Source organism: Plastoroseomonas hellenica, assembly GCF_018129085.1.
GTDB lineage: Bacteria > Pseudomonadota > Alphaproteobacteria > Acetobacterales > Acetobacteraceae > Plastoroseomonas > Plastoroseomonas hellenica.
In genome coordinates, this window is record NZ_JAAGBB010000007.1 from 158,351 (window position 1) to 171,044 (window position 12,694).

At 69.6% G+C, this 12,694-nt stretch carries 11 protein-coding genes; 4 read left to right on the plus strand and 7 right to left on the minus strand.

Annotated features, from left to right (window positions below; translation table 11 throughout):
* The first annotated feature begins 28 nt into the window (after window positions 1-28).
* Window positions 29-2,440 (plus strand): molybdopterin-dependent oxidoreductase, encoded by a 2,412-nt coding sequence (locus tag GXW71_RS08135; protein WP_211851916.1) that lies wholly within the window; start codon window positions 29-31, stop codon window positions 2,438-2,440.
* Here the strand turns inward: GXW71_RS08135 and GXW71_RS08140 are convergent.
* From GXW71_RS08140 to tcuA, 5 genes are all read right to left on the minus strand, one after another.
* Window positions 2,427-3,401, minus strand: coding sequence for a Bug family tripartite tricarboxylate transporter substrate binding protein (locus GXW71_RS08140; RefSeq protein WP_246526385.1), 975 nt, complete (start codon window positions 3,399-3,401; stop codon window positions 2,427-2,429). The genes GXW71_RS08135 and GXW71_RS08140 overlap by 14 nt on opposite strands.
* Window positions 3,402-3,462: 61 nt before the next feature.
* On the minus strand, window positions 3,463-4,431 hold the full coding sequence (locus GXW71_RS08145) for a Bug family tripartite tricarboxylate transporter substrate binding protein (protein WP_211851918.1): 969 nt from the start codon (window positions 4,429-4,431) through the stop codon (window positions 3,463-3,465).
* 4 nt (window positions 4,432-4,435) lie between these two features.
* On the minus strand, window positions 4,436-5,845 hold the full coding sequence (locus GXW71_RS08150; protein ID WP_211851919.1) for an MmgE/PrpD family protein: 1,410 nt from the start codon (window positions 5,843-5,845) through the stop codon (window positions 4,436-4,438).
* A 29-nt stretch (window positions 5,846-5,874) separates the two neighbouring features.
* A complete protein-coding gene (locus GXW71_RS08155) occupies window positions 5,875-6,858 on the minus strand; it encodes an NAD-dependent epimerase/dehydratase family protein (protein WP_211851920.1) in 984 nt (327 codons plus the stop codon).
* A gap of 4 nt (window positions 6,859-6,862) precedes the next feature.
* The gene (gene tcuA, locus GXW71_RS08160; protein ID WP_211851921.1) at window positions 6,863-8,377 is read right to left on the minus strand and encodes an FAD-dependent tricarballylate dehydrogenase TcuA; all 1,515 of its coding nucleotides are present in this window, start codon (window positions 8,375-8,377) and stop codon (window positions 6,863-6,865) included.
* Between the two features lie 185 nt (window positions 8,378-8,562).
* Here tcuA and GXW71_RS08165 point away from each other — a divergent pair, with 185 nt between their 5' ends.
* Genes GXW71_RS08165 through GXW71_RS08175 form a run of 3 tightly spaced genes read left to right on the plus strand, consistent with a single transcriptional unit; the run spans window position 8,563 to window position 11,415 of the window.
* Window positions 8,563-9,339 (plus strand): GntR family transcriptional regulator, encoded by a 777-nt coding sequence (locus GXW71_RS08165; protein ID WP_211851922.1) that lies wholly within the window; start codon window positions 8,563-8,565, stop codon window positions 9,337-9,339.
* A 39-nt stretch (window positions 9,340-9,378) separates the two neighbouring features.
* Complete coding sequence (locus tag GXW71_RS08170) at window positions 9,379-10,602, plus strand: ABC transporter substrate-binding protein (RefSeq protein ID WP_211851923.1); 1,224 nt, start codon at window positions 9,379-9,381, stop codon at window positions 10,600-10,602.
* Window positions 10,603-10,626: 24 nt separating this feature from the next.
* Window positions 10,627-11,415 (plus strand): N-acyl homoserine lactonase family protein, encoded by a 789-nt coding sequence (locus GXW71_RS08175; RefSeq protein ID WP_211851924.1) that lies wholly within the window; start codon window positions 10,627-10,629, stop codon window positions 11,413-11,415.
* 15 nt (window positions 11,416-11,430) lie between these two features.
* Here the strand turns inward: GXW71_RS08175 and GXW71_RS08180 are convergent, their stop codons facing one another.
* Together GXW71_RS08180 and GXW71_RS08185 are read right to left on the minus strand one after the other, a co-directional pair.
* Entirely contained in the window at window positions 11,431-11,691 is a 261-nt protein-coding gene (locus GXW71_RS08180) for a Rossmann-fold NAD(P)-binding domain-containing protein (RefSeq protein WP_211851925.1), read from the minus strand.
* 12 nt (window positions 11,692-11,703) lie between these two features.
* Complete coding sequence (locus GXW71_RS08185; protein WP_211851926.1) at window positions 11,704-12,666, minus strand: Bug family tripartite tricarboxylate transporter substrate binding protein; 963 nt, start codon at window positions 12,664-12,666, stop codon at window positions 11,704-11,706.
* Window positions 12,667-12,694 lie beyond the last annotated feature (28 nt).

A 12,694-nucleotide genomic window follows, 5' to 3' on the forward strand; every position in this document is an offset into this window, starting at 1 on the left:
GCTCCAACCGCGCGAGAGGATGATGACGATGACGGAACTTGTGAGTGGAGCGTCCGATTCAGACCTTGGGGCCTATCCGACGGGTACCTCGGACCGCTCCGGTCATCAGACGCTCAAGCCCCACGCGGCGCATTGGGGCGCCTTCGATGCCGTGGTGCGGGATGGCCGCGTGGTGGGCGTGAGGCCCTTCGCGCGCGACCCCTTCCCGGGAAGCCTGATCGACGCGGTGCCGGACGTGGTGCACGCCGCCTGCCGGGTCGACCGCGCCTATGTCCGTCGCGGCTGGCTGGAGGGGAAGCGCGCCGGGCATCTGCGCGGCGGCGACCCCTTCGTGCCGGTCCCGGCCGACCGCGTGGTGCGGCTGATCGCGGAACAGGTGGCGCGGGTCAGGGCCGAGGTCGGGCATGAGGCGATCTTCGGCGGCTCCTATGGCTGGTCCTCGGCCGGGCGCTTTCACCATGCGCGCAGCCAGCTCCATCGCTTCCTCGGCCTCGGCGGTGGCTTCACCGCGCAGCTCAACGCCTATTCCTACGCGGCCGGCCAGGCGCTGATGCCGCATGTGCTCGGCACCACGGAGGTGCTGCTCGGCCGGGTCACAGATTGGAACGCGATCGGGCAGCACGCCAAGCTGATGCTCTGCCTGGGCGGCCTGCCCTTGAAGAACGGGCTGGTGACCTCGGGCGGTGCCGGCGCCACCGAATATACGCAGCACTTCCGCCGCGCGGCGGAGGCGGGCGTGCGCTTCCTGAACGTCTCCCCCTATCGCGCCGACATGCCGGATTGGCTCAACGCCGAATGGGTGCCGATCCGGCCGGGGACGGACACCGCGCTGCTGCTCGCGATCGCGCATTGGATGGTGGCGGAAGGGCGCGAGGATCACGCCTTCCTCGCCAGCCACTGTGTGGGCTGGGACAAGCTCCGCGCCTATGTGATGGGGGAAAGCGACGGTCTCGCGAAGACGCCGGCTTGGGCGGCCGACATCACCGGCATCGCGGCCGACCGCATCATCGCGATCGCGCGGGCGATCACCGCGCAGCCGACCATGCTGACCTCCACCTGGTCGCTGCAGCGCGCCGATTACGGGGAGCAGCCCTGGTGGATGCTGACCGCGATCGCGGCCATGCTCGGCACCATCGGCAAGCCCGGGCTCGGGGTCGGCTTCGGCTATGGCAGCGTCAATGGCATGGGCAACCCGCGCCGCGACTACCCGTCCTTCTCCATGCCGGCCACGCGCAATCCGGTCGGGCGCTACATCCCGGTCGCGCGCATCACCGAGATGCTGGAGAACCCTGGCGGCAGCCTGAGCTACAATGGCCGGGAGGTGCCGCTGCCCGACACCCGCATCATCTGGTGGTCGGGCGGCAACCCCTTCCATCACCACCAGGACCTCAACCGCCTGCTGCGCGCCTGGGCGCGTGCCGAGACCATGATTGTGCAGGAGCCCTGGTGGACGGCGGCGGCGCGTCACGCCGACATCGTGCTGCCGGCGACCACGACGCTCGAGCGGAACGACATCGCGAGCTCCGGCCGCGACCGCTTCCTGCGCGCCATGCATCAGGCGATCGCGCCGGTCGGGCAGGCGCGCAACGACCATGACTGGCTGGCCGATATCGCCGAAGAGCTCGGCTACCGCGATCGCTTCACCGAGCAGCGCGACGAGGATGCCTGGCTGCGCCATCTCTTCGAGCGCTGGCGCCAGGCCTGCGCGCGGCAGGGTGTGGAGACGCCGGATTTCGACAGCTTCTGGGCCCAGGGCTACTGGGAAGCTCCGCCGCCCCCGCCGGAGGAGGCCTATACCCAGTTCGCCGAGTTTCATGCCGACCCGGCCGAGCATCCGCTCGACACGCCATCCGGCAAGGTGGAGCTGTTCAGCGCGACGGTGGCAGGCTTCGGCTATGACGACGCGCCAGGCCACCCGGTCTGGATCCCGCAGCGGGAATGGCTGGGGGCCGAGCCGGCAAAGCGCTTCCCGCTGCACCTCCTGTCCTTTCAGCCGGCGACGCGGCTGCACGGGCAGCTCGATCCCGGCCGGGTCGCGGCGGCCGACAAGATCGCCGGGCGGGAGCCGCTGCTGATGCACCCCGAGGACGCGGCGGCGCGGGGGCTCCGCGACGGCGAGATCCTGAAGGTGTTCAACGATCGCGGTGCCTGCCTCGCGGGTCTCCGCTTCGACGACCGGCTGCTGCGCGGCGTGGTCATGATGGCGACCGGCGCCTGGTTCGACCCGCTGCAACCGGGCATGCCGGGCAGCCTCTGCGTGCACGGCAATTGCAACGTGCTGACCGCGGATATCGGCACCTCTCGCCTCGGCCAGGGGCCCTCCGCGCAATCCTGCCTGGTGGAGGTGGAGCGCTTCTCGGAGGCGCTGCCGCTGGTTCGCGCCCATCGGCCGCCACCGATCCTGGAGATCTTGGAAGGGCTTGAGCCTAATCCACGCTGATATTCGCCGATTGCACCAGCGCCGCGTGGCGCTCGATCTCACTGGAGAGGAATCGCTCCAGGCTTTCCGGCGGCCCGCCGGCGGCGTCGCCGCCGATCTCCAGCCCCTGTTGCAGGAGCCAGTCGCGCCCGGGGCTGTCCAAGATCTCGTTGGCGGCCGCGTTGAGCGCGACGATGACCGGGCGCGGCGTCCCCTTGGGCGCCAGCCAGGCGAACCAGGTGCCCATCACCACGCTCGGGTAGCCCAGCTCCGCAGTTGTCGGGACATCGGGCAGGACGGTGGCGCGGCTTTCGGCCAGAACGGCCAGCACGCGGATTTCTCCCCCGCGACTCAGCGGCACCGCGCCGGGAGCGCCGAGGAACATGGCACTGAGGCGCCCGGCGATCACGTCGGTCACCGCGGCCGCGGGCGAGCTGTAGGGGACATGGGTCAGTTGCGTGCCCGTCGCCGCCGCGAGCATCGCCCCCGCCAGATGCATCGAACTGCCGCTGCCGGTGGAGCCGTAGCTGACCCCGCCCGGATTGGCGCGCGCCATATCGAGGAAGCCTGCCAGCGTGGTCACCGGTGAGTTCTTCCCCACCACCAGCGCATTGGGAATGGCGCCGAAGCGCGCGATCGGATCGAAATCCCGCTGCGAATGGAAGGTCAGATTGCGATAGAGCGCCATGTTGGTGGCCAGCGGCCCGGCCCAACTGAACAGGAGCGTGTGGCCATCGGCCTGCGCCCGCGCCGCCGCCGCCATGCCGACATTGCCGGAGGCACCGGGGCGGTTTTCGATGATGAAGGGTTGCCCGAAGCGCCTGGTGAATTCCTGCGCGGCGAACCGCGCGAGCGGATCGGAGGAGCCACCGCCCGCCGCCGGCAGGATGATGCGGACAGGCTGGCGCGGCCAGGCCGACTGGGCCGTCGCCCTGCCTGCCATCAGGCCCGCCGCCAGCCCAAGCAACGGCCGTCGGCTCATGCGTGTCTGCGACATTGGATCCCCCCGCTTCGGCTATCCCTTGATCGACGCCATAGCCCCTCTATTGCGGCTCGATCCCGGCGAGCCGCACCCGTTCGCCCCAGAGTGCGAGCTGCCGCTGCAGATGCGCGCCGAGCGCGGCCGGACCCATGCGCAGCGGCGTCAGGCCGAGATTGGCGAGCCTCTCCTGGAATCGCGGCGCGGCCAGCACCTCATCCAGCACGGTCGCGGCGCGCTCCAGGATCTCCCGTGGCGTGGCCGCCGGGGCGACGAGACTGAACCAGACACCGGCGTCGAAGCCGGGCACCTCGCTCGCCAGCGGCGGTATTGCCGGCGCCAGCGGGGAGGGCGTCGCGGCCGTCTGGGCCAGCGCGCGCACCCGGGCGGCATGCTGCTGCGCCATGCCGATGCCGAAATCGGCGAAGGTGCAATCGACGCGGCCGACCGAGACATCGGTGATCGCCTCGGCAGTGCCGCGATAGGGCACCAGGGTCAGCCGCAGCCCGGCGTCGCGCGCCAGCATCGCCGCCATGATCTGCGACCCGGCATTGCCATAGGCGAGCGTCAGGCCCTGCGGGCGGGCGCGGGCGGCGGCGAGCCAGGATTTCAGATCGCGGCCCGGCGCGTCCGGGGGCACCACCAGGATGTAGGGCTGCTCGGCGATGCTGCCGATCGGTGCGAAATCGCGGATCGGATCATAGGGCAGGCGGCGCAGGAGATGCGGGTTGATCGCCGCGGCGCTGGTGCCGAACATCAGCAGCGTGTTGCCATCCGCCGCCGCGGTGGCGACCACGCCGCTGCCGACCACGCCATTGCCACCGGGACGGTTCTCCACCACCACCGGCTGGCCGAACCTCTCCGAGAGCGGCTCGGCGAGCAGCCGCGCCAGGATGTCGGTGCCGCTGCCGGCGGGGAAGGGGGCCACGAGCCGTATCGGCCTGTCCGGCCAGGCGGCGCGGGCATCGCGCGGCAGGGCGAGCAGCGCCGGCAGGGCGAGGGCAGCGCGGCGGGACAATGGCGGAGCAGGCATCGGGTCAGCCTCCGACCAGCGCGGGCATGGTCTCGCGCAACGGCTTCATGTCGATCGCCAGCACCGCATCGCAGGCGCGCCGCGCGGCGGCGGGCGGGAGATGCATGCCGGCGGCCGCGAGGAATTTTGATGAGGCACCGGCAATGTTCAGCGCGCGCTCACCGGCGCCGCCGTTCACCCGGACATGTCGGCGCAGCCGTCGGCGATCCGACAATTCCAGTTCCACGCCGCCGGAAAAATAGGCGGGGAAGGCGGTGTCGGGATCGGCCTCGCAGTGGCTGCGGGCTGAGAGCGCCAGTACCTCGGGATCGGCCAGCGGCGCCGGCTCCAGCTCCGCCAGGCCGAAGCGGCCGCGCAGCAGGCAGGTGGCGATGACGAAGGGGGCGCTGAACTTCGCGGCGTAGTCGGTCTGCGGCCGCGCCTTGTCGGCAGCCGGCTCGGCGACGATCGGCAGGGTCGGCCCGGGCAGCAGGATACGGATGCTGCGGATCGCCCGCGGGTCCGGCACCTCCGCCCGCAGTTCCAGCGCGGCGTCGGCGGCACCATGGATGAAGTGGCACACCGGATAGGGCTTGATGGCGGTGTCCGCGAGGTCCCAGCGCTGGCCGAGCGCATCGGCGATCAGCGCCGGATCCGCCTCTCCGGCATGCGTCTGCAGATGCGTCTCCAGCAGCCCGAACTTGCCCTCATAGGGCCGCGAGGGCCCGACGAAGCCGTGCTGCGCCAGATGCGCCGCAGTGATGCCGGCGACGGCGCCCCAGCCGGGGTGGAAGCGCTTGGTCCAGGCGCCTTCCTCGAGGAAGACCTGCACGCCGGCGGCGGTGCTCGCCGCGATCCCCTGGGCGGAGACGAGTTGCTCCACCGTCAGCCCCAGCAGCTTGCCGGCGACGATCGCGCTGCTGAAATGGGAGACGATGCCGGTGGCGTGGAAGCCGGCGTGATGGAAGCCGCCCTTCACCGCGGCGCCGATGCGGATCGCCGCCTCCATGCCCGCGGCATAGGCCACCAGCACATCCCGCCCATGCGCCCCGAGATGCTCGCCGAGCGAGAGGGCGCAGGGCAGGCAGGCGGCGGTCGCGTGCACGATGCTGGCGAGGTGGGTGTCGTCGAAATCGAGCCCGTGGATGAGGATGCCGTTCGCCAAGGCGGCATCGCGCAGCGGCAGGCGCTCCGGTCGCCCAAGCACGCCGCAGTCGCCGGCACCGCCGAGCGCCTGGATACCGGCCATCGCCCGTGCTGCGAAGGGATAGGCATTGGAGGCGAGGCCGACGCCGAGCCCATCCAGCATCTGGATGCGCGCGCGTTCCCGCACCTTGGCGGGGATCAGGTCGTAATCCAGTGCAACGGCAAAGTCGGCGATGCGGCGGGCGAGGGGCGCAGTGCTGGCCTCAGCGGGCGTGGTGGCGATGTTCATGATCGTTTCCTCCAGCCGTGGATGGGCTCCTACTGCGATCGCGTCTCCCGCCAGGCGATGTAGCGGCGGATGCCGTCTTCGAGGTTGATCCTGGGCACCCAGCCGATCGTCGCTTCCGCGCGGCCGCGGCTGAAGCCGAGATGGGTGCCGCCGGCGGAGCGGACCGCGCGCGTATCCGGCCGATATTCCGGCTGCAGGTCTGAGCCGCAGATGCGCAGCACCGCCTGCACCACATCGGTCAGGGTGGAGTCCACACCGGTCGCCAGGTTCATGACGGCGCCGCTCTTCTCGCTCGCCATGGCGGCGAGGCAGCCGGCCGCGATGTCGGTCACATGGGTATAGTCATGCACTTCCCGGCCATCGCCGATGATGATGGGCTGCTCGCCCCGGCGGACGCGCTCATAGGTCTCGGCGATGAAGTTCGCATTCACCGCGCGCGCATGCTGGCGCTCGCCATAGACCGATGCGAAGCGGAGGGCGTTGAACTCCAGCCCGAATTTCTGCGCGTAAAGGCGGCAGAGGCTTTCGCCGAACAGCTTGCTGACGCCATAGACGGCGGTGACCGGCGACAGGGACGCGGTGACGGTCGGCGCGTCTTCGGCCAGCACCTCGGCCTCGGCATTGCCATAGGCGGCGACCGAGGAGGAGAACACCACCCGCCGCACCTTGGCGAAGCGTGCCGCCTCCAGCGTGTTCAGCAGCCCGACCGTATTGACCTGCACGCCGAGCGACGGGTTGGCGAACATGGGGATGGTGAGGAAGCCGGCCAGGGCGAAGATCCCGTCGGCATCCTGCGCCGCGTCCAGCAGCTCGGGCAGCCGCAGGATGTCGCCGCGGATCAGCGTCACCCTGGTGTCGTCGAGCAGATGCGCGATGGTATCAGGCGTGCCCAGGGAGAAGTTGTCGAGCAGCCGCACCTCGCTGGCGCCGGCAGCCAGCAGCGCATCCGTCAGGTGCGAGCCGATCAGGCTCGCACCGCCGGTGATCAGGTAGATCTTTCCCGCGACGTCCATGGCACTACTCCGCCGCGGCCGCGGTGACGGCCTGCGTGGCGTAGAGCCCGGCCGAACGTCCGGACAGCCGGCCGAAGACCGAACCCGACATCAGCCCGGCGCCGCCGAGGTAGTTCTGGTAGAAGATGCCGCCGACCAGCTCGCCGGCGGCGTAGAGCCCGGGGATGGTGGCGTCGGTGGTGTCCTGCACCTCGCCCTGCGTGCTGATCTTGAGGCCGCCGAAGGTGAAGGTGATGCCGCAGGTGACGACGAAGCCATAATAGGGCGGTTCGTTGATCGGCAGCGCCCAGTTGGACTTGGGCGGGCTGATGCCCTTGGTGCCCTTGCCGTCCAGGATGGCGGGGTTGTAGTCGCCCGGCTGGCAGGCTGCGTTGTAGGCGGCGACGGTGCGCTGCAGGCCCTCGGCATCGATGTCGAGCGCGCGCGCCAGCCCTTCGATCGTGTCGCTCTCGGCCTTGGTCACCTGCTTGATGCGGTATTCGTCACGGACCATCTTGATGGTCTGGCTGTCGAAGATCTGCACCGCGGCGCGTCCCGGCTGCTTCATCACCTCGCGGCCGTACTTCGCATAGGTATGGTTGCGGAAATCCGCGCCCTCGTCGACGAAGCGATTGCCTTCGAGATTGACGATGATGCCGAGCGGGTAGGAGTGCTTCTGGAAATTGTCCAGCACCACCCGATCCCCGAAGGGCGGTGCGCTGATATCCCACTGCACGGCATGGCAGGTGGACCAGCCGCCATAGGCCTGGGCGCCGATATCGAGCGCGGCGCGAATGCCATCGCCGGTGTTGTGCTTGGTGCCGCGCACGCGGCAGAGCTCCCAGCCCGGGCCGAAATAGCGGGTGCGCATCTCCGGATTGGATTCGAAGCCGCCGCAGGCCAGCACCACGGCTTTCGCCGCGATCTCCTCATAGCCTTTGGGACCGAAGGCGAGCACGCCGGTGACCTCGCCGCTCTGCGCCTGCAGCAGCTTGCGCAGGCCGGTGCCGTAGCGGATGTCGATGCCCGCACGCTCCGCGGCCTTGATGAGGAAATCCACCAGCCCCCAGCCGCCGCCGACGGCTTCGATGTTCACGCCGCCATAGAAGTGGTGCTTGCCGTTCACCACATAGGATTGGCGCCCGAACATCGGGATGAAGCGCACGCCCTTGCTGCGCATCCACACCACCGTCTCGCGGGAACGCCCGATCAGCAACTCGGCGAGGTCCTCGTTGGAGAGGTTCTCCGTCACCTTCATCAGGTCGGTCATGTAGAGGTCGGAGGGCAGCGGCGGGATGTAGATCTGGCCCGCCTCGGCCTCGGACAGGTCGACCAGCACGTCCTGGCGCAGATCCTCGAGCCCGTCATGGACGAAGCGGAAGCCGCCGGCGGTGAAGGTGGAATTGCCGCCGCGCTCCTCCTCGCTCGCCTTTTCGAGCACGAGCACCCGGGCACCCTGTTCGCGCGCGGAGAGCGCCGCACAGAGCGCGGCATTTCCGGCTCCAACCACGATGACGTCGTATTGGGCGGCGTTCGGCATCGGCGCGGATCCTCCTCTACGCCGCCCGTATCGCGGCGTTGTCCTTCGTTGGCGAAAGGATGTCGCCCCAGGGAATGCGTGTCAATACTCGTGTATGCACGAGTGTGCAGATTCTTCTTGAGGCGGCCGGCAGCGTGCCCCTATAGGTGCCGAGCCCGACGATGTGGGCATGGAGCGACAAGCGCATGAGTCTCGACATCCCGGAGCGCGGCGACGGGGACGACGAACGCGGCGGCCGCGGCCGCAGCGACTGGGCCTATGACATGCTGCACGAGGCGATCCGCGAGGGCACGCTCGAGCCCGGCCAGCGCGTCATGGAGCCGGAAGTCTCCGCCTGGCTGCGCATCAGCCGCACCCCGGTGCGGGAGGCGATGCGGCGCATGCAGGCGGAAGGCCTGCTGGAGCATGCTCCGGGCGGCGGTCTCTCGGTCGCGCTCTATGATCTCCGCGCGATCGGCGAATTCTACGCGACCCGGGAGAGCCTGGAGGGAACCGCGGCGGCACTCGCTGCCCGGAACGCGGATGACACGGAACGCCGCATCCTGGCATCGACGCTCGACGCCATGCGCAAGCTGCCTGACGCCCCGCGCGCTCACGCGCGGGAGAACCAGGCCCTGCACGAGCAGATCTACCAGGCGGCGCATAACCGCTTCCTGCTGAAGAGCCTGCGGACGCTGCTGAACTTCGTGCCGCTGCTCGGGCGGACCACCTACCACGCCCCCGGCAGGGCCGAGGTCGCGCTGCGTGAGCACGAAGCCATCGTGGCAGCGATCCAGGCGCGCGATCCGGCGGAAGCTGAAGCGGCGGCCAGGCTGCACATCCGCCATGCCTATGAAAGCCGGGTGCACGTCGTCACCGAGGATATCCGGGCGGCAGCCGAGCGCCGTTCGGCGCGGCGTCCCAGCCCGGGGCCAGGCGAGCGCGGATCGGCCAGGCGGCCGCCGGCTAAGGACGGAAGCTGACGCCGCAGCCAGGAAATCTGGGAGGGGAGGAAACCAAACATGTTCACGAGGCGCGCGGTTCTTGCCGGTGGGGCGACCATGACCGCCACCCGGCCATCCCTGGGTCAGCCTCAGCCGGTGATCCGGCTCGGCGTGCTCAACGACCAGTCGAGCACCTACCGCGACAACGGCGGCGTCGGCTCCGTCGCCTGCGTGCGGCAGGCTGTTGCCGAATTCGCCGCGGCCAATGGCCTCACTGTGGAGATCGTGAGTGCCGACCACCAGAACCGGCCCGATCTCGGCGTCAGCATCGCCCGGCAATGGTTCGAGCAGGGCGTGGATGTGCTGCTCGACATCCAGGGCTCGGCCATCGCACTCGCGCTGAACAACCTGGTGCGCGAGCGCGACAAGGTCATGCTGGCCAGCAACGTGGCGGTGGCGGAACTCACCGGCCGCAGCTGCACCCCGAACACTGTCCACTGGGCCTATGACACCTACATGCTGGCCCGTTCGACGGGTACGGCCGTGGTGCGCGCGGGCGGCGACACCTGGTTCTTCATCCGCGCCGACTACTCCTTCGGCAAGGCGCTGCAGGATGACGCCACCACCTTCGTCACGCGCGCCGGCGGGCGGGTCGTCGGCAGCGTCGCCATGCCCTTCCCGAGCTCCGATTTCAGCTCCGCCCTGCTGCAGGCCCAGGCCTCCCGCGCCAAGGTCGTGGGGTTGGCCAATGCCGGCGACGATCTCGTCAACTGCATCAAGCAGGCCGGCGAATTCGGGCTGACGCGACGCGGCCAGCGCATGGTGGCGCTGCTGCTCTTCATCAACAACGTGCACGCCCTCGGCCTCGAGGCGGCGCAGGGGCTGACGCTGACCGAAAGCTTCTACTGGGACCTGAACGACCGGACGCGCGCGCTGTCGGAGCGGGTCGTCGCCTCCGGCTTCAGCCGGCAATCGAAGCCCAACATGTCGCAGGCGGCCACCTATTCCGCCACCCTGCACTACCTGAAGGCGGTGGCCGCGATCGGTGCCGCGGAGGCCAAGCGCTCCGGCGCCGCGGTGGTCGCCCGCATGAAGACGATGCCGGTCGAGGACGATGCCTTCGGCGGCGCGACCCTGCGCGAGGACGGGCGGGTGGTGAGCCCCGCCTATCTCTTCGAGGTGAAGCGCCCGGGAGAGAGCCGGGGCGCATGGGATTACTATAAGCTGATCAGCACGGTTCCGCCCGAGGAGGCGTGGCGCCCGCTGCAGGAGGGCGGCTGTGGCCTGGTTCGCGGCGCCTGAGCCGCCAGGGGGAGGAGCGACAACATGTCCCATTACGAGATCTACGCCGTGCGCTACGCCCATCACGAGCGGCGGCGAAGCGACAATTTCCTGGGCGGCGACCCGCATGACGGGCCGATGCCGATGGATTATTTCGTCTGGGCGATTCGGGGCGAGGGGCGGACCTACATCCTCGATACCGGATTCGACGAAGCGATGGCCGCCAAGCGTGGCCGTCGCATGCTGCGTCCGGTGGCCGAGGGCCTGAAGGCCATCGGGGTCGAGCCGGATTCCGTGCAGGACGTCATCCTGAGCCATATGCATTACGACCATGCGGGCAACCACACGCTGTTCCCCCGCGCCCGCTACCACGTGCAGGACACAGAGATGCGCTACTGCACCGGCCGCTGCATGTGCCACCCGCATCTCCGGCTGCCCTTCGAAGCGGAGGACGTGACGGCCATGGTCCACCGCGTCTTCGAAGGCCGCGTGCAGTTCCATGACGGTGCGTCCGAGCTCGCGCCCGGGCTCAGCCTCCATCTCGTCGGCGGGCATTCGCGGGGGCTGCAATTCGCGCGGGTCCGCACGCGCCGCGGCTGGGTCGTCCTCGCCTCGGATGCCTCGCATTACTACGAGAATATGGAGCAGGGCCGGCCTTTCCCGATCGCCTACAATGTCGGGGATACGCTCGAAGGCTATGAGGCGATGCGCCGCCTGGCCGATACGCCGGCACATATCGTGCCGGGGCATGACCCGCTGGTGCTCCAGCGCTATCCGGCCGCCGTACCGGGCCTTGATGGCGTGGCCCGGCTGGATGCCGAGCCCATGGCGTAGGGGATGGCGCCATCCTCAGCGCGTGCCGTAGGCGCCGTTGATCCAGATGGTCTGCCCGCTGATCCATTGCGCGCGGGGCGCCGCCAGAAAGGCCACCAGCGGCACGATGTCGTCGATTTGGCCGAGCCGCCGCGCCGGCACTATGTTCGTGACATAGGCGATAGCCTCAGGCGCGGCCGCCTGGACGCCGTCCCGAGCCTCCCAGGGCGGGTGCCGGCAATGGGCGATGGTCACGCCGGGCCAGCGCGCGCGGGCGACGTCTGCGGTCCCGGTCATGACGATGCCAGGCTATTCGATCCGTGCACCGGAGGCGCGGATCACGGGTGCGAGCTGCGCCTCGCTCGCGCGCCGGAAGGCGACCAGCGCCTCCGGCGTGGTCCACCAGGGCAGGGCGCCGTTCTCGCCGAAGCGCTCCAGCAAATCGGGGCTTTGCAAGGCGGCGCGGGCGAGGGCGGACAGCCGCGCGACGATCGGCGCCGGCAGGCCGGCGGGGCCGATCATGCTGGCCCAGGAAGTGATCTCGAAGCCCGGCAGAAACTCCGCCATCGCGGGGATCTCCGGCGCCTGCGGATTGCGCTCCCGGCCGGTCACCGCAAGGGCACGGACCTTGCCGTCGCGAGCTTCGGCCAGGCCCTGCGGGATGTTGTCGAGCATCATGTGGACGCGGCCGGCCATCAGATCGATATGCGCCTGGGCACCGCCGCGATAGGGCACGTGCAGCATGTCGAGGCCGGCCATCTGCTTCAGCATCTCCCCGGAGAGATGCACCGTGGTGCCGGAGCCCGGGCTGGCGAAGGTGTAGACGCCGGGGTTGCGGCGGATCAGGCCGATCAGTTCCGGCACGCTCCGCGCGGGCACGTCGTTGTTCACGATCAGCAGGTTCGGCAACTGCCAGAGCCCGGCGATATAGGTGAAGTCGCGTTCGACATCGAAGGGCAGGTCAGGGCGGAGCGTCGGCGAGATCGCCATCGAGGAGACCGAGCCGAGCCCGATCACCGAGCCGTCGGCCGGTGCCCGGGCGATGGCGAGCGTACCGATATTGCCGCCGGAGCCTGCCCGGTTGTCCACCAGGAAGGACTGGCCGGAGAGCTCCGCCAGCTTGGCGCAAAGCAGCCGGACCAAGGTGTCGACCCCGCCGCCGGCCGCGAAGGGCGTGATGAAGCGCACCGGCGTGGCTGGGACCGCGGGCTGCGCCTGCGAGATGGCAGGCATCACGATCGTCGCCAGCAGGCCGCGCCGTGGCATGAACATGGATCGTCCCCTATTTTTCGTTGAGTCA

Excerpts from the sequence above, each read along its gene's own strand:
- tcuA (WP_211851921.1), bottom strand. The coding sequence starts at position 8,377 with ATGCCGAACGCCGCCCAATACGACGTCATCGTGGTTGGAGCCGGAAAT.
- GXW71_RS08140 (WP_246526385.1), bottom strand. The coding sequence starts at position 3,401 with ATGAGCCGACGGCCGTTGCTTGGGCTGGCGGCGGGCCTGATGGCAGGC.
- GXW71_RS08185 (WP_211851926.1), bottom strand. The coding sequence starts at position 12,666 with ATGTTCATGCCACGGCGCGGCCTGCTGGCGACGATCGTGATGCCTGCC.
- GXW71_RS08135 (WP_211851916.1), top strand. The coding sequence starts at position 29 with ATGACGGAACTTGTGAGTGGAGCGTCCGATTCAGACCTTGGGGCCTAT.
- GXW71_RS08175 (WP_211851924.1), top strand. The coding sequence starts at position 10,627 with ATGTCCCATTACGAGATCTACGCCGTGCGCTACGCCCATCACGAGCGG.
- GXW71_RS08155 (WP_211851920.1), bottom strand. The coding sequence starts at position 6,858 with ATGGACGTCGCGGGAAAGATCTACCTGATCACCGGCGGTGCGAGCCTG.
- GXW71_RS08180 (WP_211851925.1), bottom strand. The coding sequence starts at position 11,691 with ATGACCGGGACCGCAGACGTCGCCCGCGCGCGCTGGCCCGGCGTGACC.
- GXW71_RS08145 (WP_211851918.1), bottom strand. The coding sequence starts at position 4,431 with ATGCCTGCTCCGCCATTGTCCCGCCGCGCTGCCCTCGCCCTGCCGGCG.
- GXW71_RS08170 (WP_211851923.1), top strand. The coding sequence starts at position 9,379 with ATGTTCACGAGGCGCGCGGTTCTTGCCGGTGGGGCGACCATGACCGCC.
- GXW71_RS08165 (WP_211851922.1), top strand. The coding sequence starts at position 8,563 with ATGAGTCTCGACATCCCGGAGCGCGGCGACGGGGACGACGAACGCGGC.
- GXW71_RS08150 (WP_211851919.1), bottom strand. The coding sequence starts at position 5,845 with ATGAACATCGCCACCACGCCCGCTGAGGCCAGCACTGCGCCCCTCGCC.